The organism is Peribacillus sp. FW305-BF15 (assembly GCF_058783805.1).
Map to the genome: position 1 here is coordinate 230,268 of NZ_JBYSYV010000002.1, position 26,267 is coordinate 256,534.

A 26,267-nucleotide genomic window follows, 5' to 3' on the forward strand; every position below is an offset into this window, starting at 1 on the left:
AATATTATAAGCGATCAATTTAAATTTTCCTTCAAAAGCAAAAGAAAATCAACAGGATTCTTTTAAGTTAGTGAAATTCATTCTTTGTGATTCGACATGAAATGAAAAGAAAGCTGTTTGGAATTAAATGAAGGCGTTTCTATTTGTGGATTTAGATTAGAAATATATACCAAAGGAAGAAGCGGTAAACGTTGTCGTGACGCGTGTTATGAAGGAATTGTTAATATTTTATATAAAAATCATATAGAGGCAGATAGTATAAGAAGATACGAGAATTGACGAATATGGTAGGTAGTGGTATCTTAATAGAAGTGCAAATAATGTCGAATGGTGACGAAATATATAAATGCAACATTCGCAAGAAAGTTAGTGGGGTAAATTAAATGAAATCTACAGGTATTGTACGTAAAGTTGACGAATTAGGGCGGGTAGTCATTCCAATTGAACTGCGCCGAACATTAGGAATTAATGAGAAAGACGCTCTGGAGATTTATGTAGAACAAGAGCGCATCATCCTTCAAAAATATAAACCAAACATGACTTGTCAGGTAACAGGTGAAGTTTCCGATGACAATATGAAACTTGCTGACGGTAAATTAATACTTAGCCCAGAAGGTGCCGAACTTCTAATTAAAGAAATTCAAGCCAGCATGGAAACTGCTAAATAATTAATATACTAGATAAATAGCATCCAAGTGTAGGGAGGTTTTCCCTACACTTTTTTTAATTAAATGGTGAAATAATAAAAATGGTTCGATTCACGGGCGAAACCAATCTTTTCATAAAGTCTCTGTGCTTTCACATTATCCTGGCCAGTCTCCAGTGAAACCCCTTTAGCACCTGTTTCACGTGCAAAACCGATGGCCGCGTTCAATAACTCCTCGCCAAATCCCTTTTTACGGGCGGACTCCTTCACGAATAAATCATTCAATATCCATGACCGCATCATACTCACAGACGAAAAAGAAGGATACAACTGTACAAAACCAATTGGATTTCCTTCATCAAACGCCATAAAAACCACAGACTCCCCTTTTGTCAGCCTTTCCCTTAAAAACTCCCTTGCACAACCAGGATCAGAGGTTTGCTCATAAAAAACCCTGTATAAATCAAAAAGTTCCGCCAGTGATTCCAGCTCATGTAATGTAGCCTTCTGTATGCTCATAAATGGCCTCCTAAATGTTAGAATACTCTAAATTTACCATTTAACCATGCTATCCGCCAAATTCCGGACCGCATTTTCCAGCCCCCTAAATCAGGATGGAGCTCAAAAAGGCACCATCCTGATTTTTTCGGCTATAAACCCAAGGTGAGCAGCAAACTTATGAGATATCAGCGTTTACTCGTGAGTTTAGTCGATTTACTCGTGAGTTTGGAGCAAATACTCGTGAATTAAGCCGATTTACTCGTGAATTCAACATTATCCAATAATATTTGGTACTATAAATTCCAAACCGAATCCTCAAATCTTCATTATTCCAGTGGTTTAGCTTCTAAGCCACCTGTGTTAAGGATATGTACCTTTACGTTTATATCATGTATTGAATCCTTATCTAAATAATCCTTAGGCTCTTTTAAATGATTCTTTTGCCAGTATTTTATCTCTTTGATATAAAGGGTTTTGCCTAGGTTTAAAGGGTCCGCGTTCTTTTGGAGCCCTGTTTTAAACGTTGATAGGATTTCCTTTTTTATTTGGCTTTCGAATTTACGTTTTATTTTGTCGATATCGATTTGGGTATCAAGCCCCAGTATTTTGCCGGAAACGTCAATTTCAATATCGAATTTGTACTTGCCATCCTTTAGAACAGGTTTCACTTTATGAGCCGGATGGGAAAAAGAGGCATAGATATCTTGCTTATTCATTGTGATGTTCACTGGAGTTTTGTTGGTCCTTTTAGTGAGCCAGCGTAAACCGCTCAGTTCCTTTTCAGAGAACCAAGGCTGGGACACTTTATAGTAAATGATAAATGCACCATCCATATAGAGGCTTTTTCGCTTTTTATCTTTTTCCTTCCAAACTTTATCGTTCCAGGAAATGGAGGGTAATATGGTGGTAGATGCTTTTTCCCGCTGGTCAGAGTAATACCTTTGGACTGTAATGGGTTGGATGAATGATATGATCCGGTATACATCATCCGGAAAATATAATGTCGTGTATAAAGGTGATAAATTAAAAAAGCCGTTAATGGAGAAAAGCTCATCCATGGAATTTTTTGTGGCAAAGATATTGGATGAGTATCTGAGTAATTGGTTTCTGTATATATAATCCACTATTTCTGTGCTTTGCCGGTTCAAAACATTTTCACTGATTACAAATGTGGATACATGCCCTAAATAGAGAGACTGTTGAGTATTGCTCATTAGTTTATTAATGGCGATCGAAATCGACGGTCCTTTTTGTTTCCCTACATATACGGGAGGGGCTTGCGTCGGCTTTGCCTCCGTTTTAGCTACCGCAGCGAAGTCTACAAGTTGCGTATAGACTATGTATTCCCCATCTTTGAAATCTATCCCGATGGCCGTTATATAATGGAAGTCCTGGATCGTTTTTTCATCCCAACAGCCTGAAAGAAATAGGAGTAATTGTAGGGTCAACCAAATTTTACAGATGCGGAACATTGCCTTACTGCCCCTTTCTGGTTTTATCATTAGCGGCCAAGGATCGTTTGCTCATGGAATTCCATGGCGACTTTAGGAATGAATCCAGGAGTTTTGTGATTCTTGGCGGGTTCATTCCGCCAATATATGAAACACCGAATGAATCAAGCCTGGATAATAAAGTGACAATGGAAAGGAAACCGATTATCAAGCCGTAGATTCCATAAATGCAGCTTAGTAACAGCACAAACATTCGCAGAACGGTAACGGCACCTGTTAAAGACTGGTTTACAAGTGTATAAGATGCAACAGAGGTTACAGCAGTGACGACAAGCATGGTTTGTGAAGTCAGTCCTGCTCTTATCGCCGCATCACCGACAATTAGGCCTCCTACAACCGCAACTGTCTGCCCAACCGCTTTAGGTAACCTGACCCCGGATTCACGGAATAATTCAAATAAAATGAGCATGAGAATGAATTCCATCGTGGCAGATAAGGGAAGCCCCAGCCTTGAAAGGGTTATGGTGGCCAGTAATGGGAACGGCACCTGTTCAATATTGAAAGCGGAAATGGAGATCCAAAACCCCGGCAATAAAACGGTAATGCCAAGCCCCATAAAGCGAAGAAGTCGCTCAAGGCTTACAAATAGATAAGGAAGATTCGAATCTTCTGCGGTTTTTATTTGCAAAAGTAAGGTAGAAGGGGCCACGATTACCGTTGGCATGCCATCCACGATTAGAATGAATCTTCCTTGATTGAGTGCTTCGACTACGAAATCAGGGCGACTCGTATAATGAGTGAGTGGAAATATACTATATTTACTGTTAGTGATCAATTCCTCCAATTGTTGGCTGCTCACCAATATATCTAAATCAAGGGAGTTAATTTCCGTTCTTACATTTTTAATGAGTTCTTTATTGATGATGTCATCCATGTACATCAGTCCGACTTTCGTTTGACTGCGCCTCCCAACGATAAACTCTTCATTGGCAAGCGACTTTGTTTTTAGCCGCTTTCTGATTAAAGCCGTATTGATGGAAATGTCCTCGACAAACCCATCTCTTGGCCCTCTTACCGAGACCTCGAAGGAAGACTCCTCGGGCTGCCGGTTCGGCACGTTGGACAATTCGATTGAAAATAACTCTTGGACTGAGGGTATGAATAATAAGGCATGCCCGGAGAAAATCAGCTGCTGGACGTTATTGAATTCACTATCGATGGTTACTTTCCTGAGGTCTATCAAGGGTTTTAGCTTGTTGATTGATTCTTCGGCATCGATGCTCTCATCCAATTCCATCATTTTGTTTAACTTTTCCAAAATTCCTTCGTTAAGTAAACTTATGTCGGCCATACCCGAGCAGTAAAAAATAAGGACAGGAATGGGTCTTTCGGTTTCTCCGATATAAATCATTTCAAACTTGATATCTGAGCTTGAACTGAATAACTCCCGAAATGTTTCCTCCCTTAATTCTAAGAGGGTGGCTCATTTTTGGATCGTTTCATTCGCATGTCGTTTCCCCTCCTTAGATCTGATGAAAGTGCCGATAAACAAAAAGGCGGACAACAGTAACAGGAAATAAAAAGCGCCAGGATAGTAGAATGTCTGGCTTACATGCAAGAACTTGAAATTACTGAATGGTACGATGGAGATGACGACCATCAGAAAACCTACAGCGAAAAGAATTCCAAGCTTCACATGATTAGTTTTTCCTTTAAAGACTTCCATTATTAAGAATAACGCCATTGAAACACGGATATAGGCACCAGCAAGCCATTGGTAAATGGAAAAGAAGTCTGTATGTTCAATATATTTACCAATTGTCAGCAAACGCCATTGTTCATAGGCGGGGTACCTCATGACTTCGGCTAAGCTCGGCCCGAATTCAGCGAGTGCTGCTGTTAATGGACCAAGAAGTAAAAACACTAGTCCAAGGCATAAGAATACTAATACCTTTATCTTGAGCTTATCCGAAAGTTTCTCTTGAAAAAAAACGATTAAAATCAGTTCGGCAAGGCCATAACCAGAATATTGAAGGGTTTTTATGCCATGAAAATAGCCATTCTCAAAAAGGGGAAGGAGGTGGCTATAGTCTTTTGTCGGTATATTTCCGGTCGCAACGAAAATGCCAAGAATGACGACTATTGGCAATAATACAGACGAGCAAATGGCGATGGACCGCATACCAGAATGGGCAAGAAAAATGCATAGCAGCGTAAACGGAATGATAATCGCTAAACTTGGGGTTTCAAAAAGAAAGCTTGTCGTGATCCAATCAATCGTTTCCTTTGTGGTGGCCAAAACAAGACTGATCAGATAAATCACGATAAAGAATAAAGCGATATTTTTAATGTGTTTTCCAAATCTATTTTCAAGCCAATCCGTCAGGGATTGATTATTCATATTCTTGATTATTCTCGATAATATATAGGCCCAAATCGGGATCAATCCAATAGTTAGGATAGAAAAAAACCAAGCATCCCTTCCGCCGGTGGATAGGAGGAAAGGGATCAAAATAACGTGATTAAGAAGGCCGATTGATAAAAAGAAGATGCTAAGGGTTTGTATCGAACTGATTTTTTTCAAGATGATCCTATCCCCATTTCCATTGTTTAAAGATGGATTGATGTACATGCCATTCATTTGTTTATGGTTGCTAAATATGGAAATAGTATTCGTGCTAATGTAGTGGGATAAATTTCCTGGTGTTTAGTGATGAGTAGTAGAGCAAAGCAAAGTATGCCGGAAAAAGGATTTGTCTTAATCGATAAAGAATATATATAGATGCTGTTTTTATTGAACATCAAGGGGGAATGAAGTTGGATTTAAGATACCCGGTCGGGAAGTTTCAGATTGACGGGGAAATTACTTGTGGTATAGCCGAGGCGTGGCTCAAAGAGATTAAAGCTTTGCCTCGGATGCTGCGTGAAGCGGTAGGTAACATGGATGATGAACAGCTTGATACGGCTTATCGGCCTGGAGGATGGACGGTCCGTCAGGTGGTGCATCATGTTGCCGATAGTCATATGAATGCGTATATTCGCTTCAAATTGGCCCTTACGGAAAAAATTCCTGTCATTAAAACGTACGAGGAGGGGCAATGGGCTGAGCTGCCTGATTATGATTTGCCGATTGAAGTATCCCTATCACTGCTCGAAAGTATACATATCCGAATGTGTAAACTATTATCGGGCCTTCATGCCGATGACCTTAGCCGGACCTTCATCCATCCTGATTCAGGAAAGGTGACTGTCGGTGAAAATATAGGCATTTATGCTTGGCACGGACGACATCATCTGGCTCACATTACTTCTTTATCAAAGCGCCAGGGATGGTGAATATATTATATCTTCTAAAAGGTTGTGATTACTTTGAATGCCGATGTGAAAATTGAACAATTAACATCAATTGGAAACCATTTTAATGAACTTTCCGACCTTTTGGTTCAGGTGGTGGATGATGGTGCGTCAATCGGTTTTTTACCACCCATGAAACAGTCTGAGGCCGTTGATTACTGGGGTAGTGCCATGAATCGTGATGTGATTCTGTTGGTCGCTAAGTTACAGGGTAAGATTGTCGGGAGTGTACAGTTACATTTATGTTCAAAGCAAAATGGCGGCCATCGAGCGGAAATCGCAAAATTAATGACACATACTGGTTATAGAAGAAATGGCATAGGACGATCACTCATGCTAGAGGCTGAGAAGAAGGCCAAGCAGGAAGGGCGGACATTATTGGTCCTTGATACGAGGGAAGGAGATCCTTCAAATCTCCTGTATACCTCATTGGGATATATTCAGGCAGGCAGGATTCCTGATTATGCGAAATCTGCAAATGGTGAATTCCAACCGACCATTTTTTATTATAAAAATAATCTAGGGTAACGAATTGAGTGGGGGGAATCCAAGTGCAAGCTGTAATCGAAAAAGAAGGTAATGGGATTATCGCAAGATTCGATCGCCTGCTCAATCATCCGGTTGAAAAGGTATGGGGTGCTTTAACGGAGAATGATAAGGTGGAAAAGTGGATGTCCAACCTGGAAATGAAGGACCTCCGAAAAGATGGGACGATAAAATTCAATTTCAATGATGGGTCAGGGAAATCTTTCGATATGAAGATCAGGGACTTCCGGGAATCTGCCGTTTTAGATTTTGAATGGGGGGACGGCTGGGTTCGTTTCGAGGTATCCCCTGAAAAGGATGGATGCTCATTGGTATTGAAAGAATCCATCACGCCGGTTAATGATCATACATCAAAAGATTTGGCAGGCTGGCATATTTGCCTTGAAATGTTTAGTGATTTACTTGATGGACACCATCAGAACTTCCCAATGGATGAATGGGAAAAATGGCATAAGGAATATATGGCCGCCGTCAAACGAATGGATGGATAATGGATGTGTGACATGCAGCAGGATACATAAGGAAGCGGAATGATGAATTTCGGCCAAAGCCGAAGTGATGTGCCTCCGAGTAATGGGGAAAGGAACGACATGTCAGGCTGAAGGGTTTTTCCGCATGCCGGATATTTATTCTTGTAGAAAGATGATACATGAAAGTCATAAAGGAGGAAAAGGTGGGTTTTTTGGGAAATTTATTTAATTGGATGGTAGTTATCGGAATGATTCTGCTTATAGGACGATTGATTACGATGCTGTTCTTATTTCTTGAAATTCCATTTACGACCTTTTTTAAGGACTACAGTCTCATTTCGATCATCATTTTAATAATAGGTGCAATTGGTCAGCAATTCACCAAGACGGGTAGAAAGTAAAATGAGTTATCACCTTTCCTTCATGAAAAGAATCAGCTTCGAATTCACTAGACCGAGATATTCTAATGTCGGTCTAGTTTTTTATTTAAAAAGTGTTCCAGTTGATTTCAGAAATCCGCTGCCTTTCCGCCGACCGCCGACTGCCTGCCAAGCCTCCTCGACGCAAGCATCTGCGGTGTCTCGTCTAGCCAGTTATTCGGCAGGAGTATCGCAGATTTCTTCAATCATTAAGGATATAGGTAAAAAAACATGAAGGATAATCTAGTCTTAAGAATATTGGGGATGAGACTAGCCTAGAGTTTTCTTAAAAAATGTTCCAGTTGATATCAGAAATCCGCTCCCTTTCCGCCGACAGTCTGCCAAGCCTCCTCGACGCAAGCGTCTGCGGTGTCTCGTCTAGCCAGTTATTCGGCAGGAGTGTCGCAAATTTCTTCAATCAATTAAGGATATAGGAAAAAAACATGAAGGATAAACTAGTTTACTTTTAAAATCTTGGTTCGGGCGAGAGCAATTTGAAACTTCCTTTTCCGAAAAATTGATGGAACCGCCGGACTGTAGACGAATTGGAGAAGAAGAGCCAGTTTCCCTACAATATTTCTTAAAAAAGAAGTTCCAGTTGATTGGAACATAAGGTACGAGACTCCTGCGGGAAAAGCGTGGCCAAGGGAGACCCCGCAGGCGAGCGCCGAGGAGGCTCACGGACCGCCCGCGGAAAGCGAGTGCCTGGAGTGGAAATCATTACACATACCCCTTTTCGGAAATCGCTCCCATACCGCTGACTGCCTGCCAAGCCTTCACAGCATGCACTAGTGGGGTCCCGGCCCTTGTAAAGCGAGTGTCTGGAGGCAACGTTTCACATTTTACAATGGGCATTGTTTTTCGGGTCACGAATGCCATATCGAAAATATCGGAACAAACCAATTTATTATCTTTGAATGCATCTTTAGAAGCTGCAAGGGCAGGTGAGTCCGGCAAAGGTTCTGCTGTCGTGGCGAATGAAGTAAGGAGCTTGGCTGATGGTTCAAAAGAAGCTACAAAAAACATTCAAGCAATCATCCAAAGCATTCTGTCAGATACAGAGGAATTGCTAAAAAACGACCAATGAAACGAACCAAAGCAAGGATCAGAAAAATGCCGTGAGCACGGTAAGTGAAGCCATGAAAGAGCTGGAAGATTCCGTAGGGAAAATATCCAATTCGATTCAGGAGCAAGCTGCTTCTTCCAATGAACTTGCTCAATATACACAGCAGCTTACACAGTTAATAAATGATTTGGAGCAGACGTTAGGGGAATTCCAGATAGAGAGGTAGGGAATAACAAGTGTTGCAAAAAGGGAGGCCATTACAGTGGTTTCCTTTTTTGTTAGATTGCCATTACATCATTCTAAAGAGGTGAATCGCCGGGACATCTCTTTATGGTGGACATATTCAATGGAAGTACAAAAGTACAATTTAGAGGATCGGGTCAAGTATCCATGCTTTTTTTACAAAGGGGAATAATATATAGGAATCGGACAAGTCGGCACGGATATTAAAAGCTTGCACAAATTTATATGCGATAGATTCATAGTAAAGAGAGGGAAATGCCATTTAGCGTTCCCTTTATTTACTTCTGCTAGATGATGGGTGATACCAATGGATTTGGGTTCCTGATCAAAAACCCGTCGCCTTCGTTATCAATTTCCGTTTGTTATCATGCAAAACCTCAAATACGTTTCCCCTCCAAAACTATATCTTCCATTTTTATCAAATTGTTCACTCCTATATCGTCATCCTCATCATAAATAGGGCAAGCCGTATATAAACGACTTTATCATGACCGGGATTTCTCTAATCTACCTTTACCCATACTGCCAAGATAAACAAAATCCTCTCGGAATTCTTCGATTTCCAACTTTTATCGATGAGGTATAGGAATAAAGGTTTGCTTTTGTGGTGTTTAATTGAATCTGACTGTTTGTTTTTAGGGAAAGTAGACTGAAAGTTTCATTTATTTTACCGATAATATAATTGCCGTAGACATTAAGGCTCATCTGATTAAGTGGATGATAGGATAGAAGGTTCGTATGGTGGGATTTACTTGAACATCATAAATATAAAAATATTTCAGCGTATAAAGGAAGGTTAAAATGTTTAATGGAAAAATAAGCTGGATGATACTGACATTGGTATTCATGGTTAGTTTCACTTTCTTACCTGGTTTAAAGGCCGAGGCTGCAGATCCTGTGCATACTGTAAGCTCTGGAGAAACGGTGGAATCGATTGCCAAGACATATGATATATCGGCAGAGCAATTGATGAAGACGAATGGTTTACCGGATGATAAGTTATTTGCGGGCCAAAAGTTGACGATCATTCAAACGGCGTATACCCCTTCCATCTATCAATGGTCGGAGAGAGGAAAAAAAATTGCGAAATATGCGAGATCTTTCATAGGGTTTAAAAAGACAGCTGGAGAGGAGACGCCTGAAAAAGGGTTCGATTCGAGCGGATTGATCCATTGGGTGCTTTCCCGGCAAAATGTGCCGGTCGACCGTTTGACAGTAGATGGTTTTTATAAGCAAGGGATGGATACAGTCACTCCGAAAACTGGGGATATAATATTCTTTCTGGAAAAAGACAGCTTAAAAGTCGTGACTGCGGGTATTTATGTCGGCGAAAACCAATTTGTCAATTCTGGATATGGTGCAGAAACGGTTCAGGTGAGATCCACCACAGAAGATTACTTTGCAAAATACCAAGTGGCGTACAAAACATACACGCCTAAAGGAGAGCATATCGTCCAAATGGGAGAAACGCTTAATAGTATATCGGAGCATTACAGCATTTCCATGAGTGCAATCAAAAGCCGCAACGCTTTAAATACCGATGAGTTGATGCAGGGGCAGTACCTTCAACTATACAGCAACCCGCTATTTCCGTTTTATGTAAACCAGGAGGCATCATATGATAAAGCATATGATGTCATCAAGTATGCATACACGTTACGCGGATTCACCTATGTTTTCGGGGGAGAAGATCCAATGACCGGAATGGATTGCAGCGGCTTCATTTATTGGGTCATGAAGGAGCAGGGCCTTTCTGTAAAACGAGATTCCGCAGAGGATTACTTCTCATTGGTGCCCAAAATCGATAATCCGAAGGCCGGGGATTTAGTATTTTTTAGGGACACGGGAACAAGGGTGGGTGTGACCCATGTAGGAATTTATCTGGGTGATGGCCGTTTTCTCAATTCAACGGAAAACACCGGCGTTCATATCTCCAACCTTTCGTCAGGTTATTTTGCCGAGAAATTCGAAAGCTTCGGTCAAGCCGAAAGCCTCATCGACTAAGAAGGTCATTCAACCTGTTTATATTCAAAAGTGGCTTTTTCAATGGCAGTAACGAACCGTTTAAGAAGATTACAGTGATTGACCCTGTTCTTACTGGTAAAGTCATCACCTTTGAAAAAGCTTTTTCTCAGCTTTGTGGAAAGTTCCAATTGTACGCCTGCGCCCGTTTTGGATGTGTTGGTGATGTTGTTTCCATTCATGCCTGAAAGGTGCTGCGGTGCATGATCAGTTTGAAATCCAGCTTTGTTGAGGCATTGCTGAATAAGGTTCTTATATGGTTCGTTCCTTCCGCCAATGTAAACCAGCCTATTATGTACGTCGTAGTGGCCATGGATCGAAAGGGTGGTCTGAGCGTTCGCTGCCATTGAAACGCCGCTCGGTTCATTGAATAAGCGGGATGGTATATGGAGGACCTGGTTGCCCCTTGGCTTTAGGCCTTCGAATAGGTAGGTGCTTGCACCAAGTCTCTCTCCAAGTGCGGCTGCAACTTCACTCGTACCTGGTTCGATATTCCCGCCATGGATGGCTAGAACTGCAATATCAGGATTCCTGTGATGAACGATGATGCGGTAATCAAGGTATTCTTGTTCATTTTCCTGCAATTCAAAAAAATCGCTATAGCTATTTTCAATCATGGTAATCCTCCGTATCTGTAATGTATCTAATCTTCCATACCCATTGACTGCAAAAATAAAGGCTCTTTTCGTAAAGATTGTTGTTTTTAAAACGAAACTATCTAAGGTTGATTGGAGCGGAAGTGCGAGACTCCTGCGGGAGCGGAGGGACAGGTGAGACCCCACAGGCGTTTACGCCGAGGAGGCTCACCGCCCGCACCAAGGAAAGCGAGCATCTGGAGGGGAAATCAACCACACCTCACTACTTGGTAAATAGCAACAAAGTATGTGAAAACAGCCAAAATAAAAAAAGCGGGGATGCCCCAGCTTTTTCATTTTTCGACTGTCGTATATAGTTCTATTTTCTTTTGCTCGTCGGGTGTTAATGTTTCTGTCCGTTTAAACGTATTCATTGTCACAAGCAGGGCTGCTACAAGAAGGACAGGTATTACCCAGCTTGTTATTTTTTTTACGATATTCATATTCAAAATCCCCTTATACAACGCTAAAATTTATATGATATTTAGAAAAGGAGGGGCTGGATTGCCTGTTTATTGCTGAGCTTTCCAGCTTCCGTTTCTTCTTTTATCTCCAGCTCCGGATATTTGTCCATTTTTCTCGTTTTTAACGAGTCCTTGAACCCCGCCATAATACATGGGGGAAATCTTCTGAATGACTTCGTATCCGGAATCTTCCAAGTCGGATACAGTTTCATCCGAAAGCCTGGATTCTGTATAAATCTTCTTTCCATCAAAGACGAACCGATTACGATCGACGATATCCTGCAATGAGCCTTCATTTTCTGTATAAGAATAAAGAACCTGCATCAATACTTGCGGAATCCTATCACCGCCTGGTGAGCCGATCCCGATCGATTCCCGCCCAGGTTTCTTGAGAATGGTCGGAGCGGTGAAAGTTCTTGACCGTTTATATGCCTTTTGTGAGTTCAAGCCGGACCTGAAATTTTTCAGTTGATCGTTAAGGAAAAATCCATTTGTATAATCCCCAGATCCGAAAAAGTTACTGAGCGTATTCGTTGTGGAAACGACAGTGCCGTTTTTGTCCATTACCACAAAGTGTGTCGTACTTTCATGTTCTTCGGAACCATTCGATTCTTTATTTTCCCATTTTTCACTTTTGATCTTATTTTTAAGACTATCCAAGTGAATGGGGGAGAGCAATTTTTCCGCCTTGGAGTGACTTATTCCATCTCCAACATTGACGGCCCGATCTTGATAAGCAGTATCCGTAATGCCCGCCAAGACTTTCATATAAGCTGATTTGCTTGAAGAATCACCTAGGTTCATTTCCTCGGCGAGCTTTAACATTTCAAGAACGGTAATTCCTGAAAAGGGCGGAGGTGCGGTAAAAACATCATAACCGGCAAATGTTCCTTGGACCGGTTTCCGTTCTTTCACCTCATAGCGCTTTAAATCCATCAAGTCGATATCTGATTCCCTTTTAATATCCCGCGCAATTTCGCCTTTATAAAAACCATCAGGACCTTCATGCTGGATCTCCTTCAGTGTTTCAGCAAGTCTTTCCTGGACAAGGGTTTTGCCTGGTTCAATGGCATCACCATCAGGATAAAAAAGTGAAGTCGCATCGGAAGATATCCTTGGCTGAGCCGCTTCTAAGCGTGATGATAACGATTCGTTGACTTCAAATCCTTCTTCAGCCAAATCTATAGCCGGCTGAAGAAGGTCTGCCATTGGTACGCTCCCATACTTATCACTGATGACCTGCATGCCGGCCACTAAGCCAGGAATCCCTGTATCGTGTCTTGAACTTGGGTCTTCTGGAGAGGATTCACGATAATCGATAAATTCGGGTTCGCCGGATTCCGGGGCAATCAGCATACCGCCGCCGCCGCCCACGCCAGATCCATAAGGTTCGACTACACCTAATACATACGATACCGCAATGGCGGCATCAGCCGCATTTCCGCCGTTTTCCAATATATCCATCCCGACATCTATTGCGATTGGATTTGAAGAACTGACCCCGTATGATTGTTCCGTTTTACTCTTTATCGGATCATTCGTGTCAGAAATAGGGGGTGTCTTCGAACATCCAGCAATATATATGAGCAAGCTTAGGGATATGAGCACTTTTCCCGTCATACGGTTAATCATCGGTTGTTCCCCCTTTTCGTTGATATTCTAAGTTGTGTGTCTTCATTCTTCAAATAGTAGTGATAAAGCGTTCCTTACTGAATGGGTTGTATTCCCGGTTGTTTAGCTTGTACGGCCTTTTTCTCTTGTGCTGCTTTTTTCTCTAGTGCAGCTTTCTTTTCCATTGCTGCCTTTTCCTCTTGTTCACGCTGTGCCTTATGATCGATTACCTTCTTGTGATCCAAGGTAATCTCGATGCGATCCTCTTTTTTAGACCACTGGACTTTTTCACTCGTTTCCTTCGTCAACTGTCGGTAAACACGTGATTTGTCAATGGAAGAGGTAGCTGGCCTTGGTGTTGCTTCTTCAATTTGCAGCGGTACGACATCGATTGTAGCTTTTCCGTCATTCGCTAAATGGTATTGAACCATGGCTGAATCCTTTGTGCGTGTCCAGCCTTGATCGAATATGAAATTTCCTAGACTATAGAAAATGATTCCATCTTTATAAACATCGAACGATTGAAGCACGTGGGGGTGATGGCCGATGATGATGTCAGCGCCCGCATCGATGATAGCTTTAGCCAAGTCTTTTTGTCGATCTGTTGTTGATGTTGAATACTCTTGTCCCCAGTGCATATTCACCACAACCAAGTCTGCGTTGCCTTGCTTGGCATCCCTTGCTTTGCCGATCATTTCAAATAATAAATCGGGATTGGAGTTCAATAGTCCGGCTTTATTACTTTTTGATACGGCATCCTTACCGTAAACGTCTGTGAAGCCAAGTGTTGCGACACGAACGCCATTAACATCCGCATAGTCGATGCTGTTTTTTGCTTCCGCAGTGTTCGATCCAACACCGACATAGTGCATATCCGCACTTTTGAATTCATCAATCGTGTCAAGGAGTCCTTGTTCTTCATAGTCCATCATATGGTTATTTGCCAATGACACCACAGAGAAGCCAGCATCTTTAACGGCTTCCACACCGCTAGTATTGGAGTTTAACCGGATGGGCGTATCGGCTCCCTTGTAGTTAGATACTTCTTCTTTTAAAGCGGTATGTTCATAATTCCCACTGACATAATCCGAATTGGCAAAATAGGGTTTCATATACCGGAAGAGGTATTCATACCCGTGCTTTTCCGTCACTTCTTCAACATAACGTCCCATCATCACATCACCGACCATTGTCATCGTCAATGGTTGATCGGATTTTGTTGCGACTGTTTTCACTTCCTCAGCCCGTCCCATCCAAGTGGTAATGACTAAAGCGATTAGTAATATAGGTAGTATGATTCCAGTGTATTTAAGATTCTTTTTCTTCGTGCGTTTAATAAAGATAAGTGTTTTTTCTTTTGCATTTAAAGTCCGTTTCATTTTTTGCACCTCAGAATAGGTAGTACACGTTCATTAAACCGAATGTTATGCCGGATAATAAAAGCGTGCTGCCAAGTGTCAATGGCATTCCTTGTCTTTGTATGGTATTCGCTATCAATCCAGGTACGATTATACCGATTCCCCGAAACTCGAATATTTCAAAGGGCATGACGGGGTAGACTAAGTCCAATAGGAGTTTCAAGCAAATCCCGGTCACCATCATGGCGGCGAATTTTCTTCTTCCATATAAAATCACCCATCTTGAAAGGCCGTGGGTGACGATTAAATAAGTTACGACACTAATGATCAAAATGGTCAGCATGATTTCCCATTGATCAAATACTAATGCCAAATAACCTGGCACGATAAGTCCTGCGGGTACGACACCCGTCTTTTCTGAAAATATAAGGCTAAGCGTTACTCCCAGTACTAGGGCTACATATAAATCCGATCCAAACATTAAGGTTCCTCCTACTTAACTTGCTTTTTGCTTTGTTTTAGATTTCATGAATGCTTCAATTAATGGTTCCGCTGCACCGTGAATATTCCCGACACCGTAGACGATGCGATTTTTCATCAATGGGCGGAGACGGGCCACGATTTCTTCAGTTGACCAGTTTTCTAAATCCCAATATTCTTTAGTATCCAATTTACCTTGCTCGAATACCTTCGTGATTGGTGATGTAGTTTCTCCAATGGCAATGACGATTTCGGATTTTATGTACGGCAATACATCTCTAGCAAACTGCTCGGTACGGTCCACACGGTCTGCACGGCAGTTCATGATGACGATAGGAGGTTCTGTGCTGTATCCGAACGTATTGACACGTTCCCATATGTTCAGCGTCGATGCCGCGTCGTTTGCAGCAAAGCCATTGACAAAGAAAGTTGGCTGGATGCGATCTCCGAATTTGGTGATCCGCATGGCCCCTGGATCTGGATGTGCATTCAGCATGCCGCGGAAAGCCGTTTTTTCATCAATTCCCAAAGCTTCCGCAACGGCCAAGGCCAGTGATGCGTTATCCGGAAATACCATATAGTCGAATTCGCGTAAGAAATCTTCGGAAATTCTTGAATTATCTGCAACGATCACTTTTGTGTTGCGTTCTTTGGCGATTTGTTTGAAAAAGTCCAAATATTCACTTTCAATGGTTATTAAGTGACCATTATGGGGAATGGTAGCAGTGAAGGCTTCAGCAACCTCATCCATAGTCGGTCCCATGACATCCATATGGTCTTCCAATACATTCACGATGACCCCGATGTTTGCCTGGATCATTTTGTTTTGGAAGATTAGTTGATAGTCAGGCTGTACGGCCATGCACTCACAAACCAGTGCTTCCGTGCCTAAGTCGGCAACTTCTTTAACTACACGCCGTTGTTCTCCTATGTTGGGTCCTTCCGGGCGGCGTACAATCGGTTTTTCCTTGTCGGTAAACCAATAGATCATTCTTGCTGATGTTCCGGTTGTTTTACCTACTGTTTTGTATTTTGCTTCCTGGATCACACCTGTAATTAGACGCGTTACAGTCGATTTCCCTCGAATCCCATTCACATTCACACGTACCGGGATGGAGTCGAGACGCTTCTGATGGCGTTTTTGTTCAAAAATGCCATAGCCAAGCAAAAAGATCGCACAAATAAATATTGGTGCCATTTTTTTTTAACCTCTCTTTTTTTCAAATATTTGAATTACTGAATACACACTACATGATTTTAAACTTAATAGGCAAGAGCCAATTATTCTATCGTAATATAGTTATCAATAGCTTTTTCAAATATATGTATATTAGTGTGTAATAGTATCTAATGGGATGAATTATTTTATGAGTACAAAGATATGGCTGGAAATCGAGGGAATCGAGGTTTCATTTACACTAAATTATGGAAAGTTTAATAAAGCCCCATTTCAGTCAGAATAAACATGGTTTTATGAGCATTTGAACCTAATTCATAATGGCTATATTTGAATAATGTTTTTTTAAAAAAGTGAGGTTTATTACAGTTTGTTAATTGTTTATACCCATTGTTTGACATAAAGGTTACAATTTTTATGGATTTGTCATTCAATGTGAAATATTGCATCTAACGACTCAATTAGTTGAACTCTTTTGAATATGGACAAAGATGAGTAAAAGAACACATCTCTTTTTTTTAGTATTTTCCTCGGGAATACCCATGGGTCTATAATTGACCTTTTACCTAAAAAATGAAATGAACTAAAGTTAACCCATTTCTTTTAAAAAATACCTAGTTTCTTCTATAGATATAGTGTTTATATATGAATGAAAAATAAAAAAAGCCCAGAAGCATATCTGGGCTTTCGGCTTATATATTGTAAATGAATGGAATGGTTACGGATCTACGTTAATCATGGATGGATTTACCTTTTGTGGGTCTTGAGTTACAGCATGGGTAGCTGATAATTGAAGGAATCCAGGTTAACTTGATTTCTTTCTCTCAGAAATCTCAAGGGTGGAGTCCTTTTTACCGCCATCAATCACATAAAATCTAGGAGCTAATCTCCTTTTTTTACGTTGATTGTCAGGATTCATCTTCATATAATTTTCGTATTCTTTGCGAAAGAATTCTTCGGTTTCCCGTTGCAATGCTTTTCTTTCGTTAAAATCTGCGATGAATTTGAAAAAACGTTTCATATGAATTCCTCCTTATGGGGTTAAAAGGTCTTAGTTTAATAGTAACATATCGTTGGTGAAGTTTAACCTTTTTTTGCAATTTTGGAGTGGAAATTATGTTTTTGTGTGAATAAAGTTGTGAATGGTTTGATTCGAGAAAAAGCATGTAATGGATCCTTGCTGAGTAAGTGACCGTGCATGGTATTGAAAGGGAATGTCGGGATTTGCAGAAAGCGGGTATTGGAAGCAATGATTATTTGAGTTAAAATATTCCTTATATTCATTATACACTAAATATTCTGAAAACAAAGGAAAATATTCACTTCCAGCCGCTTTTGATAGATTTGCTTTTTTATGGTTCATTATTGTGTATAGTTATATATTCCCCGAATTTATGAAAATGAAACTTCCCTTATGTGGGAGGGAAAAAAGCAATTTCCCGCATCCGGGCTTTAATGCTTTTCAAATTATTGGACCCCTTATCGATATTTTATTCACTTTTTTTTATCGGATTTTTAATGTGATTTTTAAGTAATGAAAAGTTAACCAAATTTGCCATCAGGTCTAATGTTCACTTTATATAAACATCTTGATTTCTTATCATTTTCAAGTTACTATTGACTTGGAAAAATATAATATTCCGCGTTAAGGCGGAAGAGGTTCTAGCTACCCTCTCAAAAAAACTAAGGAGAAACAGTGCTCTATTCTTAGGGTGCTGTTTTTTTCCGTAAAAAGGAGTTTTATAGAAATGAAGAAGAAAGAAAAGGCAGTGGTTGTGTTTAGCGGAGGGCAGGACAGTACGACGTGCCTGTTTTGGGCATTGGAGAGATTTGAGGAAGTGGAAGCGGTGACGTTCGATTATAATCAGCGGCATAGCTTGGAAATCGAATGCGCTCAAAACATTGCCAAGGAATTGGGCGTGAACCATCATATCCTTGACATGTCGCTGCTGAACCAATTGGCACCGAATGCATTGACGAGAAGTGATATCGCAGTGGCGGACGGAGAAGAAGGGGAGCTGCCGTCGACGTTCGTGCCAGGGAGGAATTTGCTGTTCCTTTCGTTTGCCGGAGTGCTGGCGAGTCAGATTGGCGCTAAACATATTGTCACAGGAGTCTGTGAAACGGATTTCAGCGGATATCCTGACTGCCGCGATGTATTCATTAAATCGTTGAATGTGACCTTGAACTTATCGATGGACCAGTCATTCGTGATTGATACGCCGCTAATGTGGCTTAATAAAGAGGAAACATGGGAGCTTGCTTACCAGCTTGGCGCGTTCGACTTTGTCCGCGAAAAGACCCTGACTTGCTATAACGGAATCATCTCCGATGGCTGTGGAGATTGTCCGGCATGCAATCTGCGGAAAAAAGGGCTGGATGACTATGTAAGCAGACGGAAGGTGCTTTCATGATGTACGGTTTTAAGATAGTGGATAAACTCCAAAAAATAGATGAAGATATTCAGCGCAGCCAATTGAAGTATACAAACAAGAGGGTTCTCGTAAGTAAGGAATTCACCTTTGACGCGGCGCACCACCTGCATGACTATGAAGGGAAATGCAAGAACCTTCATGGCCACACGTATAAAGTCATTTTCGGATTGAGCGGGTATACGGATTCACGCGGGTTGATGATAGATTTTGGGGACATCAAGGATATCTGGAAAAATGAAATCGAAATCCACCTGGATCATCGTTATTTGAATGAAACCCTGCCGCTCATGAATACAACAGCTGAAAATATGGTTGTCTGGATTTATGAAAAAATGGCCGAAGCCCTTTCATTAAAAGAATATGAGGGTGCAAGAGTCGAATTTGTTCGACTGTACGAAACGCCGACAAGCTATGCCGAAGCCAGACGGGAGTGGATGGAAAGTGAGTAAACTTCCGGTTATGGAAATCTTCGGGCCGACCATCCAAGGAGAGGGAATGGTCATTGGTCAAAAAACCATGTTCGTTCGGACGGCTGGCTGCGATTATTCATGTTCCTGGTGTGATTCCGCTTTTACTTGGGATGGCACAGGTAAGGAAGATACCGTTCAGATGACTGCCGATGAAATATGGGATGAGCTGAAGCGAATTGGGGGTTCCGGTTTTTCCTTCGTGACGATATCTGGGGGAAACCCGGCCCTGCTGAAAAACCTAAACGGCTTGATAGCGATCTTACATGAAAATAAAGTGAAAATAGGGGTCGAAACACAAGGGAGCCGATGGCAGGATTGGTTTCTCGATATTGATGAACTGACTATCTCACCTAAGCCGCCGAGCTCTGGAATGGACACGGACTTTACCGTGCTTGACCAAATCATCTCGAATCTTGCCAATCGAAACCCAGAAAACCATGTTTCATTGAAGATCGTCGTCTTTAACGAGGAAGATTATCAATATGCCAAACATGTACATGGGCGTTACCCGGATATTCCTTTTTATCTGCAGGTCGGCAATGACGACAGCAGGACGGCGGATGATCGTCAATTGATCAGCGGCCTATTGAAGAAGTACGAAGAGTTAATTGATAAAGTGATAGCGGATGATGAATTGAATGATGTGAAAGTCCTGCCCCAGCTGCATACCTATATATGGGGTAACAAGCGGGGTGTGTAAAGTAAAGGCAGTGTGATGTTTAATCACACTGCCTTTTATGCTTATTACAGCCTTTGCATGTGTGTAGCTTTGAAGGATGATGTGTATTTAAGGCCATATCCAAATAAGCGATCCATTCCTATATGTGCGGTCCAAATTAAACCAATCATCACCCATGCATCCGACTTTAGGAATATGGCTAACAAAATCATGAGGATGGACACGATATAAGTATGGAATGCGTTATAAACCTTTGCTCCAATCCGGTCATTGATCAGATAGGCCAGCATGGAAACATCAGGGGACAAAATCAACAAAAGGAAAATCCACCAGCTGAATTCATATAACGAATAGATGTAAATCACCGCGAAAAGGACCATAAGTCCTTCAATATGAAGGAATCTCTTCACCATTTCATAAGTTTAATTGACCATAGGTCAATAATTTTCGAAAAAATTATATGATGTTCTTGGTGATATTTTTTACATGAAAATAGGCTAAACCTTTTACATCTTGATAAGATAGTTCAGAATTAATGTAAAAAGTTATGAATCCATGAAGAGAAAGAAAAATCGACCAAATGGATGCAGGATTCAGTTTGTTGTCCGTTAGATCCGTCAAGGACTGGATTAGCTTTTCGTATGTTTTATTAGAATCGAATTGGAGTAACTGCTGAATTTCTTTTTCCTTCGATAAAAACATGATGGAATAATGATTCTGTTGGGTTAAACCGAACTCCAAGAAGCACAATAAAATCTTTTCCATTTTTACGGAAGGGTCATTTTCCGACAGGATGATATCATCGATTGAAGAATTTAAAACGGAAAAATCCGTTTTAACCAAACTATAAAATATTTCCGCCTTGTTTTTAAAATGATAATAAATGGCTCCATGGCTGCAATCCAATGATTTAGCCAATTGCCTCATCGAGACATTCGAATACCCTAACGCTGCAAAAAGGATTCTAGCTTCATTCAACACCATGTCCCTGGATAATTCTTGACCTGCCGATTTCCTTGGCGACATCTTATCACCTCCTTATTAATTGACCACTGGTTAATTAGGATGATAGCTCACGGATTTTTAAATGTCAATTATTAGGTTGAACTATATAGTACTGTTTTTAAGTGGGACTTTGCCATTTGTTTCACCAGTGTTGCAAAGGATAAACCCCCAGTTTATTGAGGGTTTATGCAATTTATTAAAAAACTAATGATGCTCTCAAAGTAGTAACGCCATTTTCTAAATAACCCTTTAAACAGGTTAATGTATATACCCAACCTTCTTTTTGTCCGATCATTTTGTTTATTATTTCAGGATCGTCTTCACTCAATCCTGATTCGTTCACTTCAATGATCGTACTCGTTTTATCCAACTCTTTTAGTGTAATGGCAACAATCGTTTCTTGATCATTTCCGCCCCATGCAAACACGATTTTCCTATTTTCCTCTACTTCCAATACATGAATGACCACTTCAGCATCGTATTCGTTGTATCTCAATGTAGGCGTCCGGCCTTTTTCCCATCTTTCCGAACTCGATGAGAACCAGAAATTCCCGATTTTTTCAGGATTCACTATGGCTTCAAACACTTCATTCGTTGGCTTGACGATCTTGAATTTCGTGATTATTTGAGTATCCATAACTAACTCAACTCTCTTTCAATGTGTTTTTATAGTTTCCGTTTTATTATCCCAGTCTACTGATATGGGCGGCAGGATCCGTCCAGTTTCAAGCAAGCTCTTCAGGTTACTTAAAAGGGCTGGCCATCCATTATTCAAGCCTTCAAAGGTATTGTCATCATAGACGAAATCTGTCTCCAATAGCTCCTCATGCCTAAGAGTTAACTTCACAGTCGAATCGTCCATTTTCTGTAATTCAAAAGTGACCCGTGTAGGCTGCTCGCGAGGGGTTTCGTCTCCTGCCATGATCCATGTATACGAGAGCAGGTGCAACGGCTCGCATTTAAGTACTTGCCCATGATCGGTAATCCGCCCATCATCCAGCAAATATTGAACGGCTGACCCTTCTTGCCAGTCAGACTTTACTTGTAATCCGAAGTGGTATTTCTTCGTGACTTCACCACTCGTCAAGGCTTCCCAAAGCTTCTCTGGTGTAGTTGCGATATAAATAGGATAGACAAACGTAGTTTTTTTCATCATTCTTTTTCTCCTCGCCAAATAAAGTACATGACTCTATCTTTGATTTTCGGCTTTTGTATACAGCCGGTCAAGCAGTTTTAAGCGACAGAAATCGGCAAAGGGGGAAACAGGGACATTGAAATAAATGGCTAAATCAATCGGTAACCGCGAAAACATACTAAAATCGACGGTATGGAAACTTCTTGATTTCCAACCGCTTTCAAGCTACGATGAATAAGGAAAATGATAATCCGCCCGGGCGGAAGAGGTTCTAGCTACCCTCTCAAAAAAACTAAGGAGAACAGGGCTCTTTCTTAGGGTGCTGTTTTTTCTGTATAAGGAGAATTAAGAAATGTTAAGAATTTTATTGTATTTAGTATCCATCATCACGGCGAATGTGGTTACAGCAGCTTTTGCGCCATTACATTTTGGCATGTTCATCATCCCGATGGGGACATTGCTCATCGGGGGAACCTTCATCTTCCGAGATCTGGTCCAAAATAAATACGGCCGCACAAAGACCTATATATGCATCGTCACTGCACTTATTTTATCTGCATGTGTATCATTTTTATTAGGAGATACGTTACTGATTGTGTTTGCTTCCGCATTATCCTTCGTGGTCGCAGAAACAGCGGATACGGAAATTTATACCCGTTTAAAGCTCCCGATGAGTTGGAGGGTGTTTTACAGCGGGATCGTTGGAGGATTTTTCGATTCGGTGATATTTGTCGTGATTGGCCTAAGTCCTCTGGGTGCCAATATATTGCCATGGGAAGCGGTACCCGCTGCGGTCATCGGCCAAATCATCGTTAAAACGATCATTCAGTCCATTGGTGCCATATTGTTGGGACGAATCAACGTAGAACTGGAGAAACGTGTAGTCTCCAGTTAATTGCTAGGAGGGATGCACTTGATGGATGGAACCAAAAAAGAAGAAGAAAAATGCTATTGCCTCGAGGCCTTTCGTGAAAAATATGGCCCGCATGTACAAGGGGAATGCATGAAGCTCTCCTGCGCCAATTATCGCAAGCATAAAGGAATAGACAAAAAAAGGACCTGATTTGGTCCTTTTTTGCGTGATTGAAGTGACTCACGAGTAAACAGTGCGAATTCACGAGTAAAAGTACGAAACTCACGAGTAAACAGTCCAAATTCACGAGTAAAAGAGCAAAACTCACGAGTAAAAGTGCGAACTAAGTGTGCAGTACGAATTCACGAGTAAAAGTACGAAATTCACGAGTAAACGTGCGAAACTCACGAGTAAAAGTGCAAAATTCACGAGTAAAAGTACGAAATTCACGAGTAAACGTGCGAAACTCACGAGTAAACGTGCGAACTAAGTGTGCAGTACGAATTCCCGAGTAAACGTGCGAAAACTAAGTGTGCAGTGCGAACTCACGAGTAAAAGTGCGAAATTCACGAGTAAAACAGCAAAAAAAGCTTCCTGGGCCGTTCCATTAAGTGCAGGAAGCTTTTTATTTGGTTTAGAATTGCTGTGAGCTTTTTCGAACTAATTTTTCCAGGAAGAAAAAGCATTCGCGTTTCCGCTCAAGTTCGGTTTGTCCATTTTCGGTGACATGATAATATTTCCTGCGGCATGATTCGGACTCTTTCCAATGTCCTTTTATGAATTCTTTTTTTTCTAATCGTTTAAGGGCAGGGTAGAGGGTGCCTTCACTTATTTCATAGTTGCCCTTGCTCATTTGCTTCAGGATTTTCGTTATTTCATAGCCGTAAAGCTTTTTTTGCGATAGAAGTGAAAGCAAAAGGAGGTCAATGCTTCCCTTCATTAATTCTTTATCCATATAAAATCTCCTCCTTTTCATTTTTAAAGTGTAATACGTTGTACATCGTATCACAAGGTGCATTTTACTTTTCTTAAAAAAAATGGTTAAATGACGATTGCTAAATAAATTTAATCATAGTAAAATGTGCTTCGGAACGGATGAGTTGTGAAGAGTGTGGTAAGGATACTATATATATGATTTAATTGTTTTAATGAAAATACGGAATAGGATAGAAGAATCATTACTCAAGGGGTATTAATTGATTTTTTTTCGAAAATCATTTAGATTCTATTTATCAACAAGAGCAAAGAAAGAAGGTCCTAGATAGATGAAAGTGAAAGCACCTGAGTCATTCACATATATAGGTGGAAAGAGAGCAGTTCTTCTGCTTCACGGGTTTACCGGAAGTACAGGAGATATGAAGAAATTAGGGAAGTACTTAAATGATCTCGACTATACTTGCCACGGACCTCTTTATAGCGGGCACGGAGTATCAGCCGAGGAACTTGCTAAAACTGGTCCAAAGGAATGGTGGGGAGATGTAGTTAATGGCTATAATTTCCTAAAAGAAGAAGGCTATGAGGAAATTGCAGTTGTAGGAATTTCTTTAGGGGGAGTGTTCTCATTAAAAGTGGGAATTGAATTGCCTGTAAAAGGGGTAGTTTCAATGTGCGCTCCGACGCAAGGAAAAAGTATCGATCGACAAAAGAACCGCTTGCTCAATTATGCACAGGCGTATAAGAAGTTTGAGGGCAAAGATGCAGACCAAATTGCTGCAGAAGTGAAGCTGCTTGAAGAAGAGCCAATGCCTCAACTAAAAGATGTGTTGAACATTATAAATGAGACAGGTGAAAATTTAGATTTAATTACATCTCCAACTCTTGTTCTGCAAGGGCGTTTGGATGATCCCGACTATACGGAGAGTGCTACAGCGATTTTCAATGAAGTCGATACACAGCATAAACACTTGATTTGGTATGAAAAGTCTGGCCATATTATCACATTGGGCAAGGAACGTGAACAGGTGTATGAAGATGTGTATAAGTTCTTGAATACACTGAATTGGTCGGAGTAATAAGCGATATATTTGATCCCCTTTAAGTTGAACGTGTAAAAAGCTTACAGTCGTAAGTAGGCTTTACACTATACTTGAGGGGATTTTATTTTGGCTGCAAATCTATTTGTAGAAAAAGACCTTTAAGGTATCGTTATTATCAAGAGTTGCCAATAAAATGTCGTTCACGTCGGCATTATATGTTATTTTGATTCTGTTTTTCAGCCATGCTTCTTCTTTACCGCCCGGGTTCAATTCTTTAGAATCAATCTTTCCCTCTTTAATAATCGTTTTAGGAAAAGTGAAGGCGTTTGTTTCCAGGTGCATATCTGCTGGGGTTACTGCTTCATATTGGGGATCTAAAAACAATGAAATGGTACCGTCCGGTTCCCATAGCGCGAGGGATACTTTTTGAATATCTTCTACTTTTTCCTTTCTTAATTCCAATAATAAAACATCGATGGAGATTCTGGCCCTTGCTAAGCTTTTGTAAATGATTTGTCCATTTTCGATAAGAGGAAAGGGGTCTGAGTCAAAAAACCTTCGGAGTTTTCCCCACTTAAGGCCTGCAAACACACTAATTATATATAAAATGACAAATACACTGGTTGTAATCATTGAGCCCTTCAAACCTAACTGTTCATCAGATAAAGGGTGGGCAAGAATGTTTCCAATAATTAAAGCCATTATGAAATCAAGTAATCTTAACTGCGAAATGGACCGTTGCCCCATCAATTTAACCGAAAGAAGCAAGAAGAAGAAGGAAATGATGGCTCTTAAAATCCACTGGATTGCAGTAAGAGTTTCCTGGCTACTAAAAAAATCCACAAAAATTCACGTCCTTATTTCCAATAAATGAGAAGTAATGGGCCTCTTTAGAGTGGGCCGTTTATAGTTTTAGTCGGCCCCTTCATAAGTATTACCCACATTGGCCCTTCGGAGACTTTATAGACTGTTTTCGAAAAATTTATATTAATATAACAACTTTAAAATGTATTGTAATTAAAAATAAACTGATTTAAAATGATATCTTTCCTGAGAAATTTATTTAAAAAATATCCTTGTATAATATCAGTGACAATGGTCTGATAGTTTCTACCTGGCAGCCGTAATGCCGGACTACAAGGAAGTATGAAAATAGAAGAGATGAACAGGTTAATGTTGGTTCGCTTGAAAAAAGCTGGATCCTAAAAAACATGCTTCGATGAAAGCTCTTACTTTTTCACACTTTCTTGCTGCGGCTGAAGGTGTAAAAA

General features: G+C 40.7%; 31 protein-coding genes, 1 pseudogene and 3 riboswitches. Of the genes and pseudogenes, 15 read left to right on the forward strand and 17 right to left on the reverse strand.

Features of this window, described 5'->3' with window-relative positions; all coding sequences use genetic code 11:
- The first annotated feature begins 383 nt into the window (after positions 1 to 383).
- Entirely contained in the window at positions 384 to 668 is a 285-nt protein-coding gene (abrB, locus tag AC3WLU_RS02710; protein ID WP_053536026.1) for a transition state genes transcriptional regulator AbrB, read from the forward strand.
- A 59-nt stretch (positions 669 to 727) separates the two neighbouring features.
- On the opposite strand, the gene AC3WLU_RS02715 is transcribed toward abrB, so the two are convergent.
- The 4 genes and pseudogenes from AC3WLU_RS02715 to AC3WLU_RS02730 all read right to left on the reverse strand — a co-directional run bounded on the left by AC3WLU_RS02715 (position 728) and on the right by AC3WLU_RS02730 (position 5,182).
- The gene (locus AC3WLU_RS02715) at positions 728 to 1,165 is read right to left on the reverse strand and encodes a GNAT family N-acetyltransferase (RefSeq protein WP_063575409.1); all 438 of its coding nucleotides are present in this window, start codon (positions 1,163 to 1,165) and stop codon (positions 728 to 730) included.
- A 308-nt stretch (positions 1,166 to 1,473) separates the two neighbouring features.
- Positions 1,474 to 2,619, reverse strand: coding sequence for a Ger(x)C family spore germination protein (locus AC3WLU_RS02720; RefSeq protein WP_063575410.1), 1,146 nt, complete (start codon positions 2,617 to 2,619; stop codon positions 1,474 to 1,476).
- A 4-nt stretch (positions 2,620 to 2,623) separates the two neighbouring features.
- Positions 2,624 to 4,042 (reverse strand): annotated as a pseudogene (locus AC3WLU_RS02725) (spore germination protein); the annotation flags it as partial.
- Positions 4,043 to 4,081: 39 nt separating this feature from the next.
- Entirely contained in the window at positions 4,082 to 5,182 is a 1,101-nt protein-coding gene (locus AC3WLU_RS02730; protein ID WP_191928719.1) for an endospore germination permease, read from the reverse strand.
- 227 nt (positions 5,183 to 5,409) lie between these two features.
- On the opposite strand from AC3WLU_RS02730, the gene AC3WLU_RS02735 reads away from it, so the two are divergent.
- The 8 genes from AC3WLU_RS02735 to AC3WLU_RS02770 all read left to right on the forward strand — a co-directional run bounded on the left by AC3WLU_RS02735 (position 5,410) and on the right by AC3WLU_RS02770 (position 10,700).
- On the forward strand, positions 5,410 to 5,934 hold the full coding sequence (locus AC3WLU_RS02735) for a YfiT family bacillithiol transferase (protein ID WP_492596769.1): 525 nt from the start codon (positions 5,410 to 5,412) through the stop codon (positions 5,932 to 5,934).
- Positions 5,935 to 5,967: 33 nt separating this feature from the next.
- Positions 5,968 to 6,480, forward strand: a complete 513-nt coding sequence (locus AC3WLU_RS02740; RefSeq protein WP_492596770.1) for a GNAT family N-acetyltransferase — start codon at positions 5,968 to 5,970, stop codon at positions 6,478 to 6,480.
- A 23-nt stretch (positions 6,481 to 6,503) separates the two neighbouring features.
- Positions 6,504 to 6,989, forward strand: coding sequence for an SRPBCC family protein (locus AC3WLU_RS02745; RefSeq protein ID WP_440439046.1), 486 nt, complete (start codon positions 6,504 to 6,506; stop codon positions 6,987 to 6,989).
- Between the two features lie 182 nt (positions 6,990 to 7,171).
- Positions 7,172 to 7,369: a hypothetical protein gene (locus tag AC3WLU_RS02750; protein ID WP_231892170.1), complete on the forward strand. Its 198-nt coding sequence runs from the start codon at positions 7,172 to 7,174 to the stop codon at positions 7,367 to 7,369.
- 1 nt (position 7,370) lies between these two features.
- Positions 7,371 to 7,622, forward strand: coding sequence for a hypothetical protein (locus AC3WLU_RS02755; protein ID WP_492596771.1), 252 nt, complete (start codon positions 7,371 to 7,373; stop codon positions 7,620 to 7,622).
- A gap of 612 nt (positions 7,623 to 8,234) precedes the next feature.
- Positions 8,235 to 8,474: a methyl-accepting chemotaxis protein gene (locus AC3WLU_RS02760; protein ID WP_187050884.1), complete on the forward strand. Its 240-nt coding sequence runs from the start codon at positions 8,235 to 8,237 to the stop codon at positions 8,472 to 8,474.
- A gap of 31 nt (positions 8,475 to 8,505) precedes the next feature.
- The gene (locus AC3WLU_RS02765) at positions 8,506 to 8,679 is read left to right on the forward strand and encodes a hypothetical protein (protein WP_413001624.1); all 174 of its coding nucleotides are present in this window, start codon (positions 8,506 to 8,508) and stop codon (positions 8,677 to 8,679) included.
- Positions 8,680 to 9,497: 818 nt separating this feature from the next.
- On the forward strand, positions 9,498 to 10,700 hold the full coding sequence (locus AC3WLU_RS02770; protein WP_492596772.1) for a C40 family peptidase: 1,203 nt from the start codon (positions 9,498 to 9,500) through the stop codon (positions 10,698 to 10,700).
- Between the two features lie 5 nt (positions 10,701 to 10,705).
- On the opposite strand, the gene AC3WLU_RS02775 is transcribed toward AC3WLU_RS02770, so the two are convergent.
- The 7 genes from AC3WLU_RS02775 to AC3WLU_RS02805 all read right to left on the reverse strand — a co-directional run bounded on the left by AC3WLU_RS02775 (position 10,706) and on the right by AC3WLU_RS02805 (position 17,464).
- A complete protein-coding gene (locus tag AC3WLU_RS02775) occupies positions 10,706 to 11,335 on the reverse strand; it encodes a poly-gamma-glutamate hydrolase family protein (protein ID WP_492596773.1) in 630 nt (209 codons plus the stop codon).
- Positions 11,336 to 11,646: 311 nt separating this feature from the next.
- A complete protein-coding gene (locus tag AC3WLU_RS02780; RefSeq protein ID WP_156319646.1) occupies positions 11,647 to 11,796 on the reverse strand; it encodes a CapE family protein in 150 nt (49 codons plus the stop codon).
- Positions 11,797 to 11,865: 69 nt separating this feature from the next.
- Complete coding sequence (locus tag AC3WLU_RS02785) at positions 11,866 to 13,449, reverse strand: gamma-glutamyltransferase family protein (protein WP_187049896.1); 1,584 nt, start codon at positions 13,447 to 13,449, stop codon at positions 11,866 to 11,868.
- Between the two features lie 74 nt (positions 13,450 to 13,523).
- Complete coding sequence (locus AC3WLU_RS02790) at positions 13,524 to 14,807, reverse strand: CapA family protein (RefSeq protein ID WP_057276793.1); 1,284 nt, start codon at positions 14,805 to 14,807, stop codon at positions 13,524 to 13,526.
- Positions 14,808 to 14,817: 10 nt separating this feature from the next.
- Positions 14,818 to 15,267, reverse strand: coding sequence for a poly-gamma-glutamate biosynthesis protein PgsC (gene pgsC / locus AC3WLU_RS02795; protein ID WP_034309410.1), 450 nt, complete (start codon positions 15,265 to 15,267; stop codon positions 14,818 to 14,820).
- Positions 15,268 to 15,282: 15 nt separating this feature from the next.
- Positions 15,283 to 16,464 (reverse strand): poly-gamma-glutamate synthase PgsB, encoded by a 1,182-nt coding sequence (gene pgsB, locus AC3WLU_RS02800; RefSeq protein ID WP_034309408.1) that lies wholly within the window; start codon positions 16,462 to 16,464, stop codon positions 15,283 to 15,285.
- A 784-nt stretch (positions 16,465 to 17,248) separates the two neighbouring features.
- Positions 17,249 to 17,464 carry a hypothetical protein gene (locus tag AC3WLU_RS02805; RefSeq protein ID WP_057276792.1) on the reverse strand — a complete coding sequence of 72 codons (216 nt, stop codon included), beginning with the start codon at positions 17,462 to 17,464 and terminating at the stop codon, positions 17,249 to 17,251.
- 629 nt (positions 17,465 to 18,093) lie between these two features.
- A riboswitch (PreQ1 riboswitch) is annotated at positions 18,094 to 18,136 on the forward strand.
- Between the two features lie 55 nt (positions 18,137 to 18,191).
- Here AC3WLU_RS02805 and queC point away from each other — a divergent pair.
- From queC to queE, 3 genes are read left to right on the forward strand one after another with little or no spacing between them, the layout of a single operon-like run.
- On the forward strand, positions 18,192 to 18,857 hold the full coding sequence (gene queC, locus AC3WLU_RS02810) for a 7-cyano-7-deazaguanine synthase QueC (RefSeq protein ID WP_492596774.1): 666 nt from the start codon (positions 18,192 to 18,194) through the stop codon (positions 18,855 to 18,857).
- Complete coding sequence (gene queD / locus AC3WLU_RS02815; RefSeq protein WP_034309398.1) at positions 18,857 to 19,327, forward strand: 6-carboxytetrahydropterin synthase QueD; 471 nt, start codon at positions 18,857 to 18,859, stop codon at positions 19,325 to 19,327. The genes queC and queD overlap by 1 nt, the downstream gene beginning before the upstream one ends.
- A complete protein-coding gene (gene queE / locus AC3WLU_RS02820) occupies positions 19,320 to 20,048 on the forward strand; it encodes a 7-carboxy-7-deazaguanine synthase QueE (protein WP_492596775.1) in 729 nt (242 codons plus the stop codon). Before queD ends, queE begins: the two co-directional genes overlap by 8 nt.
- A gap of 44 nt (positions 20,049 to 20,092) precedes the next feature.
- On the opposite strand, the gene AC3WLU_RS02825 is transcribed toward queE, so the two are convergent.
- From AC3WLU_RS02825 to AC3WLU_RS02840, 4 genes are all read right to left on the reverse strand, one after another.
- Positions 20,093 to 20,440, reverse strand: coding sequence for a DUF4260 domain-containing protein (locus AC3WLU_RS02825; protein ID WP_268564445.1), 348 nt, complete (start codon positions 20,438 to 20,440; stop codon positions 20,093 to 20,095).
- A gap of 43 nt (positions 20,441 to 20,483) precedes the next feature.
- Positions 20,484 to 21,053 (reverse strand): TetR/AcrR family transcriptional regulator, encoded by a 570-nt coding sequence (locus tag AC3WLU_RS02830; protein ID WP_364277030.1) that lies wholly within the window; start codon positions 21,051 to 21,053, stop codon positions 20,484 to 20,486.
- 175 nt (positions 21,054 to 21,228) lie between these two features.
- Positions 21,229 to 21,669 (reverse strand): SRPBCC family protein, encoded by a 441-nt coding sequence (locus AC3WLU_RS02835; protein ID WP_063575424.1) that lies wholly within the window; start codon positions 21,667 to 21,669, stop codon positions 21,229 to 21,231.
- A gap of 18 nt (positions 21,670 to 21,687) precedes the next feature.
- Positions 21,688 to 22,188 (reverse strand): SRPBCC family protein, encoded by a 501-nt coding sequence (locus AC3WLU_RS02840; protein WP_492596776.1) that lies wholly within the window; start codon positions 22,186 to 22,188, stop codon positions 21,688 to 21,690.
- A 238-nt stretch (positions 22,189 to 22,426) separates the two neighbouring features.
- Positions 22,427 to 22,469, forward strand: a riboswitch (PreQ1 riboswitch).
- 50 nt (positions 22,470 to 22,519) lie between these two features.
- Here AC3WLU_RS02840 and AC3WLU_RS02845 point away from each other — a divergent pair.
- Positions 22,520 to 23,062 carry a VUT family protein gene (locus tag AC3WLU_RS02845; RefSeq protein ID WP_106026055.1) on the forward strand — a complete coding sequence of 181 codons (543 nt, stop codon included), beginning with the start codon at positions 22,520 to 22,522 and terminating at the stop codon, positions 23,060 to 23,062.
- Positions 23,063 to 23,083: 21 nt separating this feature from the next.
- The gene (locus tag AC3WLU_RS02850) at positions 23,084 to 23,230 is read left to right on the forward strand and encodes a hypothetical protein (RefSeq protein WP_153246159.1); all 147 of its coding nucleotides are present in this window, start codon (positions 23,084 to 23,086) and stop codon (positions 23,228 to 23,230) included.
- 424 nt (positions 23,231 to 23,654) lie between these two features.
- Here AC3WLU_RS02850 and AC3WLU_RS02855 read toward each other — a convergent pair whose 3' ends face one another.
- Positions 23,655 to 23,975: a PadR family transcriptional regulator gene (locus AC3WLU_RS02855; protein WP_413001607.1), complete on the reverse strand. Its 321-nt coding sequence runs from the start codon at positions 23,973 to 23,975 to the stop codon at positions 23,655 to 23,657.
- A gap of 310 nt (positions 23,976 to 24,285) precedes the next feature.
- Here AC3WLU_RS02855 and AC3WLU_RS02860 point away from each other — a divergent pair, with 310 nt between their 5' ends.
- Positions 24,286 to 25,032, forward strand: a complete 747-nt coding sequence (locus AC3WLU_RS02860) for an alpha/beta hydrolase (protein ID WP_034309382.1) — start codon at positions 24,286 to 24,288, stop codon at positions 25,030 to 25,032.
- Positions 25,033 to 25,134: 102 nt separating this feature from the next.
- Here AC3WLU_RS02860 and AC3WLU_RS02865 read toward each other — a convergent pair whose 3' ends face one another.
- Positions 25,135 to 25,839: a DUF421 domain-containing protein gene (locus AC3WLU_RS02865; protein WP_413001605.1), complete on the reverse strand. Its 705-nt coding sequence runs from the start codon at positions 25,837 to 25,839 to the stop codon at positions 25,135 to 25,137.
- A 213-nt stretch (positions 25,840 to 26,052) separates the two neighbouring features.
- Positions 26,053 to 26,153: riboswitch (purine riboswitch) on the forward strand.
- The last annotated feature ends 114 nt before the right edge of the window (positions 26,154 to 26,267 follow it).